This is a genomic window from Methylobacterium sp. E-066 (assembly GCF_022829635.1).
GTDB lineage: Bacteria > Pseudomonadota > Alphaproteobacteria > Rhizobiales > Beijerinckiaceae > Methylobacterium.
Genome location: NZ_JAKSYO010000074.1, coordinates 1 through 15,372, shown reverse-complemented (window position 1 = coordinate 15,372; position 15,372 = coordinate 1). Strand labels below are relative to the sequence as shown.

22 protein-coding genes are annotated in these 15,372 nt (G+C 61.9%); 13 read left to right on the top strand and 9 right to left on the bottom strand.

Features of this window, described 5'->3' with window-relative positions; translation table 11 throughout:
* The first annotated feature begins 484 nt into the window (after positions 1–484).
* From MKL20_RS08515 to MKL20_RS08495, 5 genes are all read left to right on the top strand, one after another.
* Entirely contained in the window at positions 485–790 is a 306-nt protein-coding gene (locus tag MKL20_RS08515) for a hypothetical protein (protein ID WP_244036314.1), read from the top strand.
* Between the two features lie 88 nt (positions 791–878).
* Positions 879–1,409, top strand: a complete 531-nt coding sequence (locus MKL20_RS08510) for a hypothetical protein (RefSeq protein ID WP_244036313.1) — start codon at positions 879–881, stop codon at positions 1,407–1,409.
* Positions 1,406–1,681, top strand: a complete 276-nt coding sequence (locus tag MKL20_RS08505) for a type II toxin-antitoxin system RelE family toxin (RefSeq protein WP_244036312.1) — start codon at positions 1,406–1,408, stop codon at positions 1,679–1,681. Before MKL20_RS08510 ends, MKL20_RS08505 begins: the two co-directional genes overlap by 4 nt.
* 225 nt (positions 1,682–1,906) lie before the next feature.
* Positions 1,907–2,098 (top strand): hypothetical protein, encoded by a 192-nt coding sequence (locus MKL20_RS08500; protein ID WP_244036311.1) that lies wholly within the window; start codon positions 1,907–1,909, stop codon positions 2,096–2,098.
* The gene (locus tag MKL20_RS08495; protein WP_244036310.1) at positions 2,095–2,340 is read left to right on the top strand and encodes a hypothetical protein; all 246 of its coding nucleotides are present in this window, start codon (positions 2,095–2,097) and stop codon (positions 2,338–2,340) included. Before MKL20_RS08500 ends, MKL20_RS08495 begins: the two co-directional genes overlap by 4 nt.
* Positions 2,341–2,386: 46 nt before the next feature.
* On the opposite strand, the gene MKL20_RS08490 is transcribed toward MKL20_RS08495, so the two are convergent.
* On the bottom strand, positions 2,387–4,048 hold the full coding sequence (locus MKL20_RS08490; RefSeq protein WP_409568135.1) for a sensor histidine kinase: 1,662 nt from the start codon (positions 4,046–4,048) through the stop codon (positions 2,387–2,389).
* A gap of 641 nt (positions 4,049–4,689) precedes the next feature.
* Here MKL20_RS08490 and MKL20_RS08485 point away from each other — a divergent pair.
* Complete coding sequence (locus MKL20_RS08485; RefSeq protein WP_244036308.1) at positions 4,690–5,418, top strand: Crp/Fnr family transcriptional regulator; 729 nt, start codon at positions 4,690–4,692, stop codon at positions 5,416–5,418.
* A 34-nt stretch (positions 5,419–5,452) separates the two neighbouring features.
* Here MKL20_RS08485 and MKL20_RS08480 read toward each other — a convergent pair whose 3' ends face one another.
* Genes MKL20_RS08480 through dnaQ form a run of 4 tightly spaced genes read right to left on the bottom strand, consistent with a single transcriptional unit; the run spans position 5,453 to position 6,905 of the window.
* Complete coding sequence (locus tag MKL20_RS08480; RefSeq protein WP_243956803.1) at positions 5,453–5,638, bottom strand: hypothetical protein; 186 nt, start codon at positions 5,636–5,638, stop codon at positions 5,453–5,455.
* A gap of 4 nt (positions 5,639–5,642) precedes the next feature.
* Entirely contained in the window at positions 5,643–5,846 is a 204-nt protein-coding gene (locus MKL20_RS08475) for a hypothetical protein (protein WP_244036307.1), read from the bottom strand.
* A complete protein-coding gene (locus tag MKL20_RS08470) occupies positions 5,843–6,145 on the bottom strand; it encodes a hypothetical protein (protein ID WP_244036306.1) in 303 nt (100 codons plus the stop codon). Before MKL20_RS08470 ends, MKL20_RS08475 begins: the two co-directional genes overlap by 4 nt.
* 52 nt (positions 6,146–6,197) lie before the next feature.
* Entirely contained in the window at positions 6,198–6,905 is a 708-nt protein-coding gene (gene dnaQ, locus MKL20_RS08465; protein WP_244036305.1) for a DNA polymerase III subunit epsilon, read from the bottom strand.
* Positions 6,906–7,045: 140 nt separating this feature from the next.
* Between dnaQ and MKL20_RS08460 the strand changes: the two genes are divergently transcribed.
* Entirely contained in the window at positions 7,046–8,254 is a 1,209-nt protein-coding gene (locus tag MKL20_RS08460) for an HNH endonuclease (protein WP_244036304.1), read from the top strand.
* Between the two features lie 119 nt (positions 8,255–8,373).
* Here MKL20_RS08460 and MKL20_RS08455 read toward each other — a convergent pair whose 3' ends face one another.
* Both MKL20_RS08455 and MKL20_RS08450 read right to left on the bottom strand, forming a co-directional pair.
* Positions 8,374–8,646, bottom strand: coding sequence for a ribbon-helix-helix domain-containing protein (locus tag MKL20_RS08455; protein WP_244036303.1), 273 nt, complete (start codon positions 8,644–8,646; stop codon positions 8,374–8,376).
* Between the two features lie 5 nt (positions 8,647–8,651).
* Positions 8,652–9,287, bottom strand: a complete 636-nt coding sequence (locus tag MKL20_RS08450) for a ParA family protein (protein WP_244036302.1) — start codon at positions 9,285–9,287, stop codon at positions 8,652–8,654.
* Between the two features lie 330 nt (positions 9,288–9,617).
* Here MKL20_RS08450 and MKL20_RS08445 point away from each other — a divergent pair, with 330 nt between their 5' ends.
* The 6 genes from MKL20_RS08445 to MKL20_RS08420 all read left to right on the top strand — a co-directional run bounded on the left by MKL20_RS08445 (position 9,618) and on the right by MKL20_RS08420 (position 14,303).
* On the top strand, positions 9,618–9,824 hold the full coding sequence (locus MKL20_RS08445) for a hypothetical protein (RefSeq protein WP_244036301.1): 207 nt from the start codon (positions 9,618–9,620) through the stop codon (positions 9,822–9,824).
* A 31-nt stretch (positions 9,825–9,855) separates the two neighbouring features.
* Positions 9,856–10,803: a site-specific integrase gene (locus tag MKL20_RS08440; protein ID WP_244036300.1), complete on the top strand. Its 948-nt coding sequence runs from the start codon at positions 9,856–9,858 to the stop codon at positions 10,801–10,803.
* A gap of 31 nt (positions 10,804–10,834) precedes the next feature.
* A complete protein-coding gene (locus MKL20_RS08435) occupies positions 10,835–11,104 on the top strand; it encodes a hypothetical protein (RefSeq protein WP_244036299.1) in 270 nt (89 codons plus the stop codon).
* A gap of 280 nt (positions 11,105–11,384) precedes the next feature.
* A complete protein-coding gene (locus tag MKL20_RS08430; protein ID WP_244036298.1) occupies positions 11,385–11,960 on the top strand; it encodes a TadE/TadG family type IV pilus assembly protein in 576 nt (191 codons plus the stop codon).
* Positions 11,954–12,601 carry a TadE/TadG family type IV pilus assembly protein gene (locus MKL20_RS08425; protein WP_244036297.1) on the top strand — a complete coding sequence of 216 codons (648 nt, stop codon included), beginning with the start codon at positions 11,954–11,956 and terminating at the stop codon, positions 12,599–12,601. Before MKL20_RS08430 ends, MKL20_RS08425 begins: the two co-directional genes overlap by 7 nt.
* Positions 12,585–14,303, top strand: coding sequence for a TadE/TadG family type IV pilus assembly protein (locus MKL20_RS08420; protein ID WP_244036296.1), 1,719 nt, complete (start codon positions 12,585–12,587; stop codon positions 14,301–14,303). The genes MKL20_RS08425 and MKL20_RS08420 overlap by 17 nt, the downstream gene beginning before the upstream one ends.
* Positions 14,304–14,313: 10 nt before the next feature.
* On the opposite strand, the gene MKL20_RS08415 is transcribed toward MKL20_RS08420, so the two are convergent.
* Entirely contained in the window at positions 14,314–14,832 is a 519-nt protein-coding gene (locus MKL20_RS08415) for a MucR family transcriptional regulator (protein WP_244036295.1), read from the bottom strand.
* A 156-nt stretch (positions 14,833–14,988) separates the two neighbouring features.
* Positions 14,989–15,372: hypothetical protein (locus MKL20_RS08410; RefSeq protein WP_279594614.1), on the bottom strand; the 384-nt coding region annotated here is incomplete at its 5' end.

Below are 15,372 nucleotides of genomic sequence, written 5' to 3'. Positions count from 1 at the left end.
TCGTTTGGATCACGCCCGGCGCGGGCCAACTCGACCATCTGTCGGCGGAACTCGGTGGGGTAAGGGGGACGACTCTTCGGCATTTGACAAACACCTCACGCGAAAGCGTTCTCGGTGTCCACCAAACAGGGGCAATCCCAGTGACTGAGGAACAGATAGGGAGGCGTGGGTATGGCCGACGAGCCTTCAAAGTGTGACCGGATACAACCCCACCTTCCTGATAGCCTGACACGCCTGCTCAAGGACCCACGGGCGAAAATCCGAGATACCGCCGGGGACACTCCTACCGCCCATTTGTTCGATCGCATGTTGTGGTGGAGTAGCGTTGCCATGTTCTGGGCTACGCTGCTTGTCCTCGCAGTTGCGCTGACGGTGGCTCAGCGCCCGCTATGATCCCCAGCCTCCAAGCCGCAGGCGTCATCTTCATCGAGGAGAACTGCGAGGGGCCCGGCGTGCGGCTGCGGGGCGATGAAAAGGTGTCGGGATGATCGAGCTAAAGCCGGAGCACGCCGCATCCTTGGCAGGCCTGCTGAACAACCACGCGACGCAAATCCGCCTGCAAATCGCGGCGCTGATGACGAATGTGAGGGAGGTTGAGACGATCGCCGAGAAAGTCGCGGATGGTGGGCGCGAACTTGGGGAGACGGAAATCCGACTACTGGCGGATCTGGTCTCCCGCCTTGAGGGGCTGCCTGAGGGGTTCCTAGGGATGCAGCCTGAGGCGGCGCAAGCCCTATTCGCCGACCTGCGGGTGCAACTCGACGCCGCGAAGGCGAAGCGAAGCCATTAATTGCCTTCGGCCGGGCGGCTATATCAGCACAGCCGGCCAAGCATCCGCTTTCCTCAGGGGCAGGTGCTATATAGCGATCTGGAGACCGATGATGCCCGACGCCGCACTTCTCGATCTAATGCACCATCTGACGTGGCAGCCCCCTGCCATAGTCGGTGCACCGCCCGTTGCGGCCGGCAGCAGCGCCTTCGAGCAGTCCTACGACGCATTCATTGATCAGAGTGAGCGTGAACTCACAGGCTGGATCGAACGCGGGCATGCCTTGCGCACGCTTCTGTGGCGCGCCGCCCACGAGGAGCAGCCGTGGTTCACGTTCCGCGACGCCAACATGCTCGTAGATCTATACGAAAAAAATATTCGAAGCGAACTTCGCGATGTTGAGAAAATAAATAAGCAAATCCATCGCGCCCGGAAAGGCATGTCTCCAGCAGACCAAATCGCCTACAGTAAGAGGCAAAGGCGGCTAACCGATATCGGCCAAAGATTTCTCGCGAATGGCAAAGAGTTCGCGTTGTTCTTGCGAGCCTTACGCGCTGAACTCGACCCGGAAACTCGCGGCGGCCCGACATTCGACAACGCTGATGATTTAGAAGCGTACCTACTTGGCGCGGTGGCGTGACCGTTCGCGTCAAGCTTACGCCAAGCTTCCTAAAGGCGCTGAAGGGGTTGCCACCGCATCGACAGAAGGGTGCAGCGCGAGCGCTGGCGAAGTTCTCGGCTACACCTGAGCTGCCGAGCTTGGACTTTCGTTCTCTTGCTGGCGCCCCCGGATACCACATCATTGACCCACAAAGCGGTGATCGGATCATCCTTCGCAAAATTGAAGACGATCATTTTGAGGCGGTCGACGTCGGCCCACATGACAACATCTACCGTCGCTGGAACCGCTAACGAAAGACCCGGCTAAAAAGCCTTGCCATTGCGGCTCGTTTGCAAGGGCGCCCGTTCACGCTCGCTCAACCGCAGGCGACCATCCTGCCGGAACGCCGGTGAGATCGACGACCTCCCCCGCCAGCCCGTGATCAGATCGGGCGGCGGGGCAGAACCACCCATGATGCCGCTCGTTGTTGTGTTATGTCACAGCCGAAGCGCCAGCCTGACTGCCCTTGCGCCCGAATGCGCCAACGGCTGGCGTTCAACATCATGCTGGACGAGTTCGCCATCGCGGCTCTGTCCGACGCCGTTGCCATCCTGCGTGCAGCCGACGATCAGGACGTGACCCAAGTCGAGCACGCAATCCGAACCCATCGCATCGGCATTCTGAAGCAGCGCGCCATCCTGGGCGCTGCGGGTATCGAGATCGAATGACGACCGCGGCGCCCTTCATCGTGAAGGCGAAAAGGTCCCACGGGACCGTGACCTACAACTGCCCGACGCCGGAATGGGCGCTCAAGAAGCTGCGCGACTTCCAGGCAGCGAGCTATGAGAACATCAGCGTCACCGGGCCGAACGGGCAGCCGCTGACCGAAGCCGACCTCGTCGCGATGATCGAGGGCGGGATGCAGACTGCGCCCGTCGCGAACCGGATCACAACCGCCGCTCAGACGTAGCCTGGTTCTCGTCCCACACCTCGCATCTGCCTTGGCCAGGGCATCGTCAGGCATCGGCCTCGATCTCAGCCAGCGCGGCCGACATCTCGCACACCACACCTTCCGGGGGGTAGCTCAGTACGATCCCGCCGCCGATCGAGCCTGCCAAGCCGCGTTCGATCAAGCGCGATCCGAACCCGCGCCGCTGCGGTGGCGTGACCGGCGGCCCTTCATGTTCGCTCCACCGGAGGTTCAGGATCGCCCCCTTTTCGGTCGGCTCGATGCTCCAGCGTACCTGCACGTAGCCTTCCGCAGTGGAGAGAGCGCCATACTTGACGGCGTTGGTAGCAAGTTCGTGGATCACCAGCGTCAGCGACAGGGCGGGCTTGGAGCCAATCCTGACCGGAGGGCCTTCGAGCCGCAGCCGTCCAGCCTGAGCGTCATCATGGATCGCCAGAGATTGCCGGATTACCTCGGCGAGGTCCGCGCTCGCCCCGGTCTGATCAAGCAGCATGTCGTGCGCTCGGCCCAAAGCGACCAAGCGCGCCGACAGTATGCCCTGCGCCGCCTCCAGATCCACCGCGTTGCGCATCGTCTGTGTGGCGATAGCCTGCACCATCGCCAGTGTGTTCTTCATACGGTGGCTGAGTTCACGGTTGAGAATACCCTGCTGCTCCTCGGCCCGTAGGCGCGCTACGCCCACCAGAACCCGATCGGCGACGTTGCGGGCGAAGACTACCTCTTCAGGGGACCAAGCCCGCGGCTTGGTGTCGTGGACGTAAAGCATGGCGACCGTCCGGCCCTGCTCCTGGATCGGCACGTTGAGCAAGGCTCGAATGTCGAACCTGCGGAAAGTTCGGGCGTCGTCGGCCGTGAGCGGGTCGGCATCCAAGTCCCCGATCGCGAGCGTCTCGCCACGGGCTACCACCGGACCCAAGGTCCCGTAATCGCCGAAGCGATGCATCCCCAAAAGGTTTCTGGCCCCGGAGGGCGTCCAGTCCGCCAGAACCTCGATGACTGCGCCTGTCGCGTCTAATTCGCCGTACCCGGCGCGACTGGCCTCCAGGGTTCGGCCGACGATCTCGGCAGCGGCGGCGCTCATCTGTGGGATGGTCGAGAGGTCGCGCAGATGGTCGCCGATCTCGGTCAAGGCCACTTGACGGGCGAAAGCGTTGGACAGGCGGTCCTCGCTGATCCGCAGTCGCACAAGTTGGCGGCGCTCGTTCATTATGGCCATGACGTGGCGGGCGAGCCGCCGGAGATTGTCGGCCTGCTCACCGGTCAGACCGCCTGGACGGGGCGTTGTGTCGATCACGCATAGGCTGCCGAGTGCATGCCCCTCCGGCGAGCGCAGCGGTACACCGGCATAGAACCGGATGCGAGGATCGCCTGTGACCAGCGGATTAGCTCGGGTGCGGTAGTCTGCCGTGAGGTCCGGGATCACGAGCATGTCCGGTGCGGTCAGTGCATGAGCGCAGACGGAAGAGTTGAGGTCCGTCTCGCATGCGGGGAAACCGACGCGGGCTTTGAACCATTGCCGGTCAGCGGCCACCAAGCTCACCAGCGCCACTGGGGCGGCACAGACTGAGGCCGCCAATTGCACGATATCCTCGAACCCGTCCTCTGGAGCGGTGTCGAGAATGCCATAGGCGTCCAACTCAGCGAGTCGCGCTGAGTTGGTGGTTCTGGGGCGCGTGACACACTCTACCGGATCGGACAGCCTATACATCAACGGTAGCTCGTTCGTGCCGCGATGATGATGAGGCATTTCTCGATCACCGGACGATCTACGACAAGCATAGACGGCGTTGCATTTGCCCCGGTGGCGGCGTCAACCACTATGCAAGCCCCCGCACCGACATCTAGATTTGAAGCGTATCTCATAGCATTCGAAGCCAGAGGAATGGTTAACTGGAATGTTGAATGTAAGAATTGTACAATTCGATCGCGCTGTAAGCATTGTCTTATTTCCGCTTTTTCGCAACTGCCTTCGCGATGCTAGAATGTGTCTACTGCTATGACGTGGCACTCCCATGGCCTCGATCCGCCGGGGTTGTGTCAACACGTGCGTCTCGGCCTCAGTGGCGAAATCTACACGCGAGAAACCCCAGCGAAGCCGAGGTCACGTCGCATCGCTAATAAATTTTGCAATGGCAAATTTAAATAAAAGATATACCTGAGTGATGATTTTTATTACCTCAGCACCTGATAAATGTCTTTTGACGTACTAAAATCATATTATTCAACTAAACAACAAATGATAGTTGTAAACCACCAATAAAACACAAAATCGAGTCGATTGTCAGCCGTATTCAGGGCGCTGGTGATTGAGGGACCGCGTGTGCTCTTGCCCCTTGCAAGCGAGCAGCCGTGGAAGTTCTCAGACAAGCCGAGCTGTGCAACCGCCTTCTCAAGGCACTCCCGTCAGATGATTTCGAGGCCCTACGACCTGCGTTGCGAGCCGAGGAAATGCCTCTACGGCACGTCCTGATCGCCTCCCATACGGTGATAGAGACCGTCCATTTCCCGGAGGAAGGTTTCGTCTCGATCACCAGCGATGGACCCAGCGGCCGTGTCGAGATCGGGCTGATCGGCCGAGAAGGTCTGGTCGGCGCCGCCCCGATCCTGCTCGACGATGACCGCAGTCCACATACCCACTTCGTGCAGATGGCCGGGCACATGCTCAGTATCGACGCGGCGGTGCTGCGTGTTGAGGTGGAACGGCGCCCGGTCCTGCGTGGGGTCCTCCATCGCTTCATCCAGGCGCAGTTCGTCCAGACGGCACAGACGGCGTTCGTGAACGTGCGGGGCAACACCGCAGTCCGCCTCGCCCGATGGCTGCTGATGTGTCACGACCGGATCGACGGCGGTCGAGTGACGGTCACGCAGGATTTCATGTCGTACATGCTGGGCGTCGAGCGTCCGGGGGTGACAGCAGCGTTGCGGGTCCTGGCCGAAGGTGGCTTCGTGCGGAAGCACCGCGGTAGCGTCGAGATCATCAGCCGCGATGGCCTGCTCGACCTCGCGGGTGACAGCTACGGCGTGGCGGAAGCCGAATACGCGCGTTTGATCGAGGGTCGCTTCGAGCCGAACATATGATCACCCGGACGGCTTGCTGGGGCACGACGGTAAGCTACTGCACCAGCCCAGGACCATCTACGAGGCCAAGGCGCAGGGCGAGCGCTAATAGGTCGCCGTGCGAGATCCACTCCCGGCCGTCGATCCGCCAACGCTCGGACTCCTCGTCCGGCTCGACGTTATGGCCATGCGCCTGCAGCGCCGCCAAGGCTTCGAGTGTCGGGTCGTAATCCTCGGTCATGGGTTCAGGCGGATGCAACGATCATGCGGCAGCGGGCCTCGATGCTGCGCTCCTCGTCAGTCTGCTCGGGCCTGTCGGCGACAACCCTCTCCACGATCGCGCGCGTGGTCGCTTCGTCTAGCCCGAGCCCGCGGGCGAACCCGTCGAGGCGGCGCATCATGTGCTGGACTGCGGCGCGCCCATGCTCGGTATCCGGTGAGCCACTCAAGGCTCGTCCTGCCATCGACGAGCCGCATCGACCGCTTCGTCATCCACGCGGGCGGCTATGGTCTCAAGCACGTCCGCCAAGGCCTTGGCCGCTTCGCCATGCTGCGGCGCGCCCGTTCCGACAGTCCGGCAGAAACGGGCAGCGTACTCGATCCCCTCGGCGTGAGCGGTATCGAGTGCCATCAGCACCGCATTGAGCACACCGTCTCGTTCCGCCTCGTCGCCCTTCAGATGGGGCAACAGGAATTCCACGAGGCGGATCTTCCATTTTACCCGGGCTTCTAGCGAGTGGTCGCTCATCCCTTCACCGGGTGCGCCAACAGGATTGCGGTGCGGAACTGAGCGTCGGCCATCAGCTGTCCGTCTCGCTGATGTAGTCAGCCCAGACCGGTGTCTTGAGCGTGCCGACGAATGCCGTGTGGCGCTCCCGCTCAGCATCGGTCAGCCGGGATTTGAACACGCGCGGCGCCACAAGCCGGGCGGCGTCCATGGCAGATTGGACCGGGGTGGCGAGGACGGGCGCCAAGTCGAAGCCGGTCTGCTTGCCACCCAAGAGCTCGACATAGACCTCGGCCAGGATCTGGGCATCGAGGAGCGCCCCGTGCTTGGTGCGCCGGCTGCGGTCGATCCCGTAGCGGCTGCAGAGGGCGTCGAGGTTGTTGGCGGCGCCCGCGTGCTTGCGCCGGGCGAGGAGGAGCGTGTCGACCACGTCGTCCAGCTTGATCGCCGGCGGCCGCGGCTCGGGGAGCCGGGCATACTCGGCGTTGAGGAAGCCGATGTCAAAGGGCGCGTTGTGGATCACTAGCGTGCCGTCGCCGATGAAGGCCTGCAGCTCGGGCACGATCGTGGCGAACAGCGGCTTGTCGGCCAGGAAGCCATCGGACAGGCCATGCACCGCGAAGGCGTCCGGGTGAACCGCCCTCTGCGGGTTGCAGTAGCGGTGGAAGGTCCGGCCCGTCTGCATGTGGTTGATCAGCTCGACGCAGCCGACCTCGATGATGCGCTCGACCTTGGCGTCCGTGCTGGTGGTCTCGGTGTCGAGGACGATCTCGCGTGTCATGCCGCCTTGCTCTTCCTGTATGCCTGCTGCCTCTCGAAAGCCGTTCGCACACGATCGTCAAGGAATTCGATAGGCGCACCGGCCGGGCGGCCATATCATCACAGCTCGCCCGGCCTCCAATCCCAAATTCGAGCGCAAGGATGCCACGCTGCATATTCTGCGATGCTGAGTTAAGGCAGGACACGAAGCCGGAGCACATCCTGCTGGACTCTTTCGGGGGCCGAAAGACGACGCGGAAGGTGGTCTGCTCGATCTGCAATGAAACCTTCGGGAAAACGATCGACGACGAGCTCGCCAAGCAGACCCTTCACATCCGAAACATGTTTCAGCTTCGATCGGGGTCTGGCGGCGAGGCGCCGATGCTTCGTCGAGTCGAGGTCGGGCAGGACAAAATCGATATCAAAGGCGATGGCACGATGCGCCGCGTCGCCAAGCCGTTCAAAGTCACATATCCGTCCGCCGACAAAGTTGAAGTCCAGTTTACCACCAACGAATTGGAAGAAATATTCCGGCATATTCCGGATGTGGCCGCGATCCTCAAGCTTCCGGAGGAACAGGTACGGGAGCAGATCTTCCGTTCAACGGCACATTCGATTGAGCAACGGCCGGACTTTGCCAACTTCACCTACCTGTTCGGCGGCCCCGACGCGATCCGTTCGATGGCAAAGGCGGCCCTCACACTATGGGCTACGCACGTCGGAAACAACGAGGTCCGTGGCGAACCCTACGCAGCAACTCGAGTTTTCGTACTCCGTGGCTCCGCCGATTTTACCTTCACCCGGTCTGAACTGGACTCGCGGGCGATGTATGACGCAGCCGAAATAACACGGCGCTATGGCCCGATTTTCAACGCCATCTACGTGGCGAGCGACGCGAATGGGCGCGTCGTCGCTCACTACACACTCAACAATGTCATCGGCTTCCGCATCGTGCTCGCAGAGGATGGGGGTGTGCCTTCGCGCCAAGTGGGATTGATATCCAATCCTCTCGACCCGGCCGTTTGGACCGATCAGGCGGCCAGTGAGATACCGATCCCTTTCGCGTGGCTCGATGCACCCGATTATCCCGACGACCTACACATGGCCCGCGAGCGCATCGTCGCCCTGCACCGCCTGTACCAGAGCCTCATGACGCCGCGTGTGATCGGCCGGATCTCAGATGAGGTGTTTGCCAAGCACGGGTTCACCAACGGCGACGACTCAGTACCCCAGGGGGCGCTTGAGCGGATCATCAGGGAGATCTCAGGCCGCTTGGCCAAGCACCAGCTCAGCCTGCCGCACGAGGAGACAATCTCTGAGGAGGAAATCCGCGCACTTTGGGCCGCCTGGGCTGCGAAGCGGAAAAGGTAGACCCGGCGTTGCGCCCTTCCGACCTCACCGCGGCTGGTATGATGACGGCTTGCTATCAAGCCGTCTCTACGTCAATGCGGCTCGGCGTCTCGCGATCGAAACGGCAAGCGTTCTAGGTGTCAGGACGCCTTGAAGCCGTGACGTCGTAGCACGTCGCGGATCGCGTCCTCGGCGAGCGCCTGGGCGGTCGTGTCCTGGTCGAGCGCGATCTGGCGCAGCGCCTTCCGCTCGGCCGGCGTCATGCGGACGATGATCTGCACCCGGGCGTCCGCGGCCTTGGCCTTCGCTGTTGGTTGCGACGCCTCGGGTTCGGCCGGCTTCTCCGGTTCGGGGGTGACCTTCCGGGCAAGGCGGTCCGATAGGCTAGTGAGCGACTGACGTTCGGCGGCCATGTCCCCTACTCCTTCATCATGCCCTGGACCTCGGCCCAGAGCGCCAGCATTTCCTCGGCCGCTCGGCCGTTCGGCTCAAACTCGTTGACCGTCTGTCCGCCGATGACGGCGTGAGACATCGCGACCCGCTGCGAGACGACGGCACGGGCCACGGTGGCTCCCATGCGGGTCAGGGTCTCGCGGGCCTCCGACACGATTGCGGGCTCGGCCGCGCCTGTGCGGGGTGGCGCGTGGTTGATGATCGCCAGCGGCGTCTTGCCAACGCGCTGGGCTAGGTCGAGCGTCGTTGCGACCGCGGCGAGGTCGAACGGCCCTGGGCGAGTCGGCACGAGCACGAGGTCGGCCACGCGCATCGCGTCGGCGATCGAGGCCTCGGCGTGGGGCGGGGTGTCGATGATGCTGTAGGCCACGCCCTCCCCCTCGGCGGCCGGCAAGATCTTGGGCAGCTCGCGTGCTTCGCACTCGATGAGTGCTGGCGTCTCGCCCTGGCGTAGGTCCCACCACCATTTCAGCGACCGCTGCGGATCGGTGTCGAACAGCAGCACCGGCTTGCCCGGCCCAGCGGCGATGACGCTGAGATGCGTGGCGAGGGTCGTTTTACCGACCCCACCCTTCCTCGCCGCTATCGTGATGGTTTGCATGCGAAGCGTCCTGCCGTCTTGCGAGCGAGCTTGAAAGCCGTCGGGTTAACGAGCCGTCAAGCTTTATCGATAGCGAGAGGTAGAGCCGTTGGGCCGTCTCACCAGCAGGACATCGAGACACCTTGAACGCACAGCCTCTCGGCGTCTTTCCGTCTCGACGGCTTGCTATCACCATATCACGAGGCTAGCTTCCGATAATGTTTTTTCTCGGAAGTTTTAGATGGCTCAAATTGCAAGTTCGGTGAGAAAGTTAAGCCGAGGCTATACGGGCGATGAGACCAGGGCATGCTACCTCCGCGGCCGATCGAGCTACGACAGCAGGTTCAGACAATGCCGCGGAAAACCCTCTTCAACCTGCCGGATTGGCAAGAGCGATGTCAGGGCCTGTGCGACACGCGCGACTACGGCCTCTTCGATAAGCTCGACGGTACGCGCCGCGCCGAGATCGTCAGGATCGCCGAGAACGTCGCCGACGTGTGCCCGACTTTCCCAACGAACCGAGTAAACATGCCCGTAGGCAGTACGAAGAATGAATGAGGAGCTACCAGCGGTTCCGGCTGTAGTGCTGGTGAACCTCCCAGTCGAGGCGGCGGCACTCGTCCGCGCCTACCAGCAGGCGAGCAAGGCTGACGCGACAGTGCGAGCCTACACCTCGGACGCGAAGGTGTTTCAGGCTTGGTGCGCCCGGTACGGGTTCCGGTCTCTGCCGGCGACGACCGGGGCGGTCGCGGCGTTCCTCGTGGCCGAGGCCGAGGCCGGGCGGTCCGCCTCGACGATCGGCCGCCGGCTGGCCGCGATCTCCTACGCGCACAAGCTGGCGAAGGCGCCGGATCCGACCGAGGACGAGGACGTGCGGGCGACCATGAAAGGCGTGCGCCGCCGGATCGGCACGGCCCCGAACCAGAAGGCCGCTGCCACGGTCGACGTGCTGCAGATGCTTCTCGCCCGCACGCCCGATACCCTGACAGGCAAGCGAGACCGCGCTTTGCTGGCGCTCGGGTTTGCCGGCGCGTTCCGGCGGTCCGAACTCGTCGCCCTCGATGTCAAGGACCTACGCGAAGATCCGGAGGGGCTACGCGTCACGGTCCGCCGGTCGAAGGTCGATCAGGAGGGCAGGGGGTTCGAGAAGGCGATCCCGACCGGGCGCTACATCCAGCCCGTGCGGCTCGTGCGGGAATGGCTCGATGCGGCGGGGATCACGGAAGGCCCGGTGTTCCGGCCGGTGTCACGGTCGGGGAGGGTGCGGAAGTGCGCCAATGTGACAAAGATTGCGCCTCGCCTCACGGACCGATCCGTCGCCAACATCCTGCAGGCATACTGCACGGCCGCCGGGCTCGATGCCTCGACGTTCGGGGCGCACAGCCTGCGGGCCGGCTACATCACGACGGCGGCCGAGCGCGGGGCCGATCTCGCCCGGATCATGGACCAGTCCGGCCACCGGGATCCGCGGACGGTCGTCGGGTACATTCGGCGGGCGAACGCCTTTAAAGGACACTCCGGATCGGGGTTTCTGTAGGCGACCGTGCATGTGTAGCGACTCTAGGGATGTGGCCTACGCCGCCGCCGAGAATGTCATCTCGATCCTTGTGCACAAGCGGGACGGCCATCTCTTCCTCGCGGCCGGGCGAGACGCTGTGGTGGCAGGGCTGATGCGCGAGTTACAGGCCGTCATGCCAACGGGATCCAGCGACGCGCTCGCCTTGGCCTGCAACCGCTTTCTCGATCAGCTCGCGCCGTCGGTCACGTCACGCCCTTGGGTGGAAGCCGTTGATCCAATCGGCGGGTCCGTGTCGATGCGACAAGGTAGGCGACGCTGATCGTGCCTACATGGTGAACGCCTTCAAGGGGCACTCGGAGAGCGGGTTTCTATAAGACTGTTGGTTGAATTGCGCCACAACTCAAAGTAGAATAGAAGACTCACCTAATAGCTGTCATAGGATTGAAATCAACTCTCAGTGAGGATCAAGATCGTATAGTTTTTTTAACTAAATTTAAATTATTCAGATGATCATACGTCGAACAATAATTTGGATAGCGCTTCACTAATACACATCTGGTTTCTCGATGCCATCGAAGCATCTTTGCCGCTCTGAGCGCATGAATTTTCTGCGCGATACGCGTGGAGCAGCGGCGGTCGAGTTCGCTCTTGTGTCGCTGCCGTTCCTGGCCCTGGTCGGCGCGGTTTTCCAGATCGCGTTCCAGATCTGGGCCACCCAGAATTTCGATCGCGCTCTACAGAACGCGGTCCGGACGATCTTCACCGGGCAGTTCCAGCTCGCCAATGCTGGGCAGACCGACGCCGCCACCATGCTCGCCTCGCTGAAGACGACGATGTGCGGCAGCGGCAATGCTGTCATCCCAACCGTCTTCAACTGCCAGAACGTCAAGATCGACGTCGCCACCGCCAGCACGCTCGCCAGCGCCAGCGCGTCGACACCGGTGAACGCCACCACAGGCACCTGGACCACTGATTTCGGCACGAACTACGCCTGCGCCAAGCCCGGCACGATCGTGGTGGTGACCGCGGCGGTGCAGTTCCCGACCTTGTTCAACCTGATGGGGCTCGGCACTAGGAAGTTCACCACTGGCGCTGAAGCCGGTTCCAGCCTGCTTACCTCGACGGCGGTGTTCCGGACAGAACCCTACCAGATCACCGGGTCGAGCCCGTGCTGAGGCGCCTTGTCCGCAGGGCCGCCCGGCTGCGGCGGGACCAGCGCGCAAGCGCCCTCGTGGAATTCGCCGTGATCCTGCCGGTGCTGCTCTCGATCTGGGCCGGCATGACGGAGATCGCCCACGCCATCGACGAGTGGCGCAAGCTGACCCTACTTGCCCGCACCGTGGCCGACCTGACCGCCCAGGGCGACACCCAGAACCCGGTCGGCACGACGCTGATGAACGACATCATCGCCTCGGCCGCCAAGGTGATGCGCCCGTTCGACACGACAAACGTCCAGATCGTGGTCAGCGCCATGGGCGTCGACCTCAAGAAGCTGAACCTGATCCCGCAGGTCTGCTCCAGCGTCGCCAACAGCAACGCCAAGCCCCGCGCCACCGGCGCCGCCACTGACCTACTCGTCCCTGCGGGCTACCAAACCACGGGCATGCGCTACGTGCTGGCCGAGGTCAGTATCACCTACACGCCGATGATCGGCAGCGCGCTGGTCAAGCTGGTCAAAGGCGTCGGCAATCAGCTCACCTTCTCCGCCTCCATCCCGTGGCCGACCCGCGGCGGCACCACCTACGGGACGAACACCTACACCGAGGTCGTCGTGCCCGGCACCACCCAGAAAGCTTGCGATGGCTCGACACCCTGATCGTGTCCGCTGGTCCAGGGCGCTCGGCTTCGTGCGGGGACGTGGCGGCAACGTCGCGATCCTGTTCGCCTTCCTGAGCGTGCCGATGCTCATGTTCACCGGCGCAGCGATCGATTACGGGTTCGCGACCCGGCTGGAGACCAAGCTGCAGGCGGCGACAGACGGCACTGCACTTCTCCTGTGCCAGACGCCGCTCACCACCTCGAACACCGATCTCAACACACTGGCTCAGACGGCGATGATCGGCGCGATGGGAGCGGCGAACCTCGTGGTCGACCCGCTGGTCATCACCAGCAACCCGCGCCAGATCACTCTGACAGCCCACAAGCTCTCGACAGCGTTCTTCGGCAAGTTCACCGGGACGACCCGCCTCAACCCGGGCTCGGCCGCGCGGTGCGCAACGCCCCTGCCCAAGACGTTCGAGATCGCGCTCGTCCTCGATAATACCGGTTCAATGGCGGAGTCGAGCGGGGGGCAGTCCAAGCTACAGGCCGTGCAGACCGCAGCCACGAATTTCGTCAGTTACGTTTATACAAATGCCGCATTTTCCAATGCGACCAAAATTTCGATCGTGCCGTTCGCTGCGGCAGTCGCAGTTAACCCATCGACCTATAAATACGCGACTTGGATCGATCAGAATGCCCAGTCGAGCTATCACTGGACGAACGTATTATCTGCGAGCGGATCTGGGTTCACTAGTCGGTTCGATATTTTTGCAAAACTTCAAAGCGTCTATTCGGGCTGGGGCTGGGCAGGCTGTCTGGAGACTCTGCCATATCCTCTAAATGTGCAGGACGGCGCGCCCACAAGTTCTAATAAGGACTCATATTACGTTCCGATGTTTGCTCCTGACGAACCTGGCGACGCCAGCAAATCTTACTCAAGTTTTTCCGTCAATAACAACACATATTACAGTTTTAACAGTTACCTTGACGACGATAACAGCAGCAAAAGCGGTACGTGCCCGATTATGGCATCAGGTACATCCTTTAACACGGCGGAAGGCCGCGCATGTAAGTACGTTACCCCATACAATGCATCGCCTACTACTTCAAATTCATCCACCGGCATACCAAACGGTCCCAATTTCGGCTGCACGACGCAGCCTCTTCAGCGCCTGACGAACAATACCACAACCCTGAAAAGCCTTATCAGCAATATGGCGCCTCTCGGCTCGACGAACATCCACGAAGGCTTCATGTGGGGGTGGCGCACGCTGTCGCCGATTAGCGTTTTCGCGGACGGCGCAGCCTACTCTTCGAGTTCAAACAGCTCGAATGCAACAACTATCAACAAGATCATCATATTGATGACCGATGGAACAAATAGCTGGGCGACAAACCCTTATTCGCCGAATGGGTCGATGTATTTTGCGGCCGGCTATTTCCAAAATGCCAACGGCACGAACGCCAACTCGCGGTTGCCATCATCAAATCAGAACGTTTATGACACAGCGAGTTCAAGAAATGCCTTAGATGCGCTTACAGCTCAGGCATGCACTAATGCCAAGGCAGTCAATATTTCGATTTACACCATCGGTTTCAGTATCCCATCCGACCCAATCGACGCTGCCGGACAGACACTCTTAAAGAACTGCGCCTCGTCATCGAACCAGTTTTTTATTGCCAATACGTCTGACGATTTGATTGCAGCCTTCAAGCAGATCCAGGCTAGCATCGGTGCCCTACGGCTGACGCAGTAGGCTACCAAACCTAGTCCTCGGCGGCTTCCTTGGCCTTCCGCGACCGCCCAGCGCGCTTCGGCTTCTCGGAGATGGTCTCAGCAGACTTAGCGGCTTTCGGGGTAGCCTTCCGGCGCTGGTTACCCAGTCCAAAGCTCTTGGCGAGCGCCGAGCGCTGCTCGGAGTAGCTGGCAGCCGTCATCGGGTAGTCGCGCGGGAGGCCCCACTTCTCGCGGTAGGCCTCGGGGGTGAGCCCCTTGATCGTCAGGTGGCGGCGGAGGGTCTTGTACCGCTTGCCGTCCTCGAAGCTGATCAGGGCGTCATGCGTGATCGACTTCCGCACCTGCGCAGACGTGAGCTTCTCGGCCGCCGGGGCATCAGGTGCGCTGCCCTGACTGAGCCCAGCCAACGCAGCGTGCGTGTTGGCGATCAGGGTGGCAATTTCGGCCGGCTGCAGGTGATTGTTCGAGACGTAGGCAGAGACGAGACCCGCCGTCAGTTCAATGAAATCGATGGCTGGAGCCTCGATGGTCTCTACGATTTGGTCCACGGTGCACCTGTGTTTGGAGAAACCGCACAGTGTGCTGAGCCACGTATAAAATCAACATGATGGTGGGTGTATTAAATATTTCTGAGGGCGTTTTCGATGGGCGTAGCGCATAATCCCAACGTCGAGGCGGTGTAGGACACTCCAGAACGATCTTGGTCAGGTTGCGCGTTCCGGCCGTCGACTGATAACGCGCAGCCGGAACGGCCGCCCGGTGATCGCGCTGCCCAGTCCGGGCGTGACCGCCGCTGGAAGACAGCTCGCGATCCCGGACAGTGCCGCAGCTACGAACGCCCGTTGCTCGTCCGGGCCGCCGGTCAGGTGTGAGTAGGTAATCCGCGGCTGACCCAAGAGGCTGCCGTCCCGCTTCAGGCTGAACAAGACCGTCACCTCCGAGCCCGCGGCTCCAGCCGGCAGGCCGGTGATCTGAGCGCAGGCGCTCAGCATCTGCCAGAGCTCGGACAGGGACGCCGCTGGCCTTCGCTCGATTGGGCCAGCTATGGCCACGAGCGGTAACACAGAGACGACCGCCGAAGCGGCGCC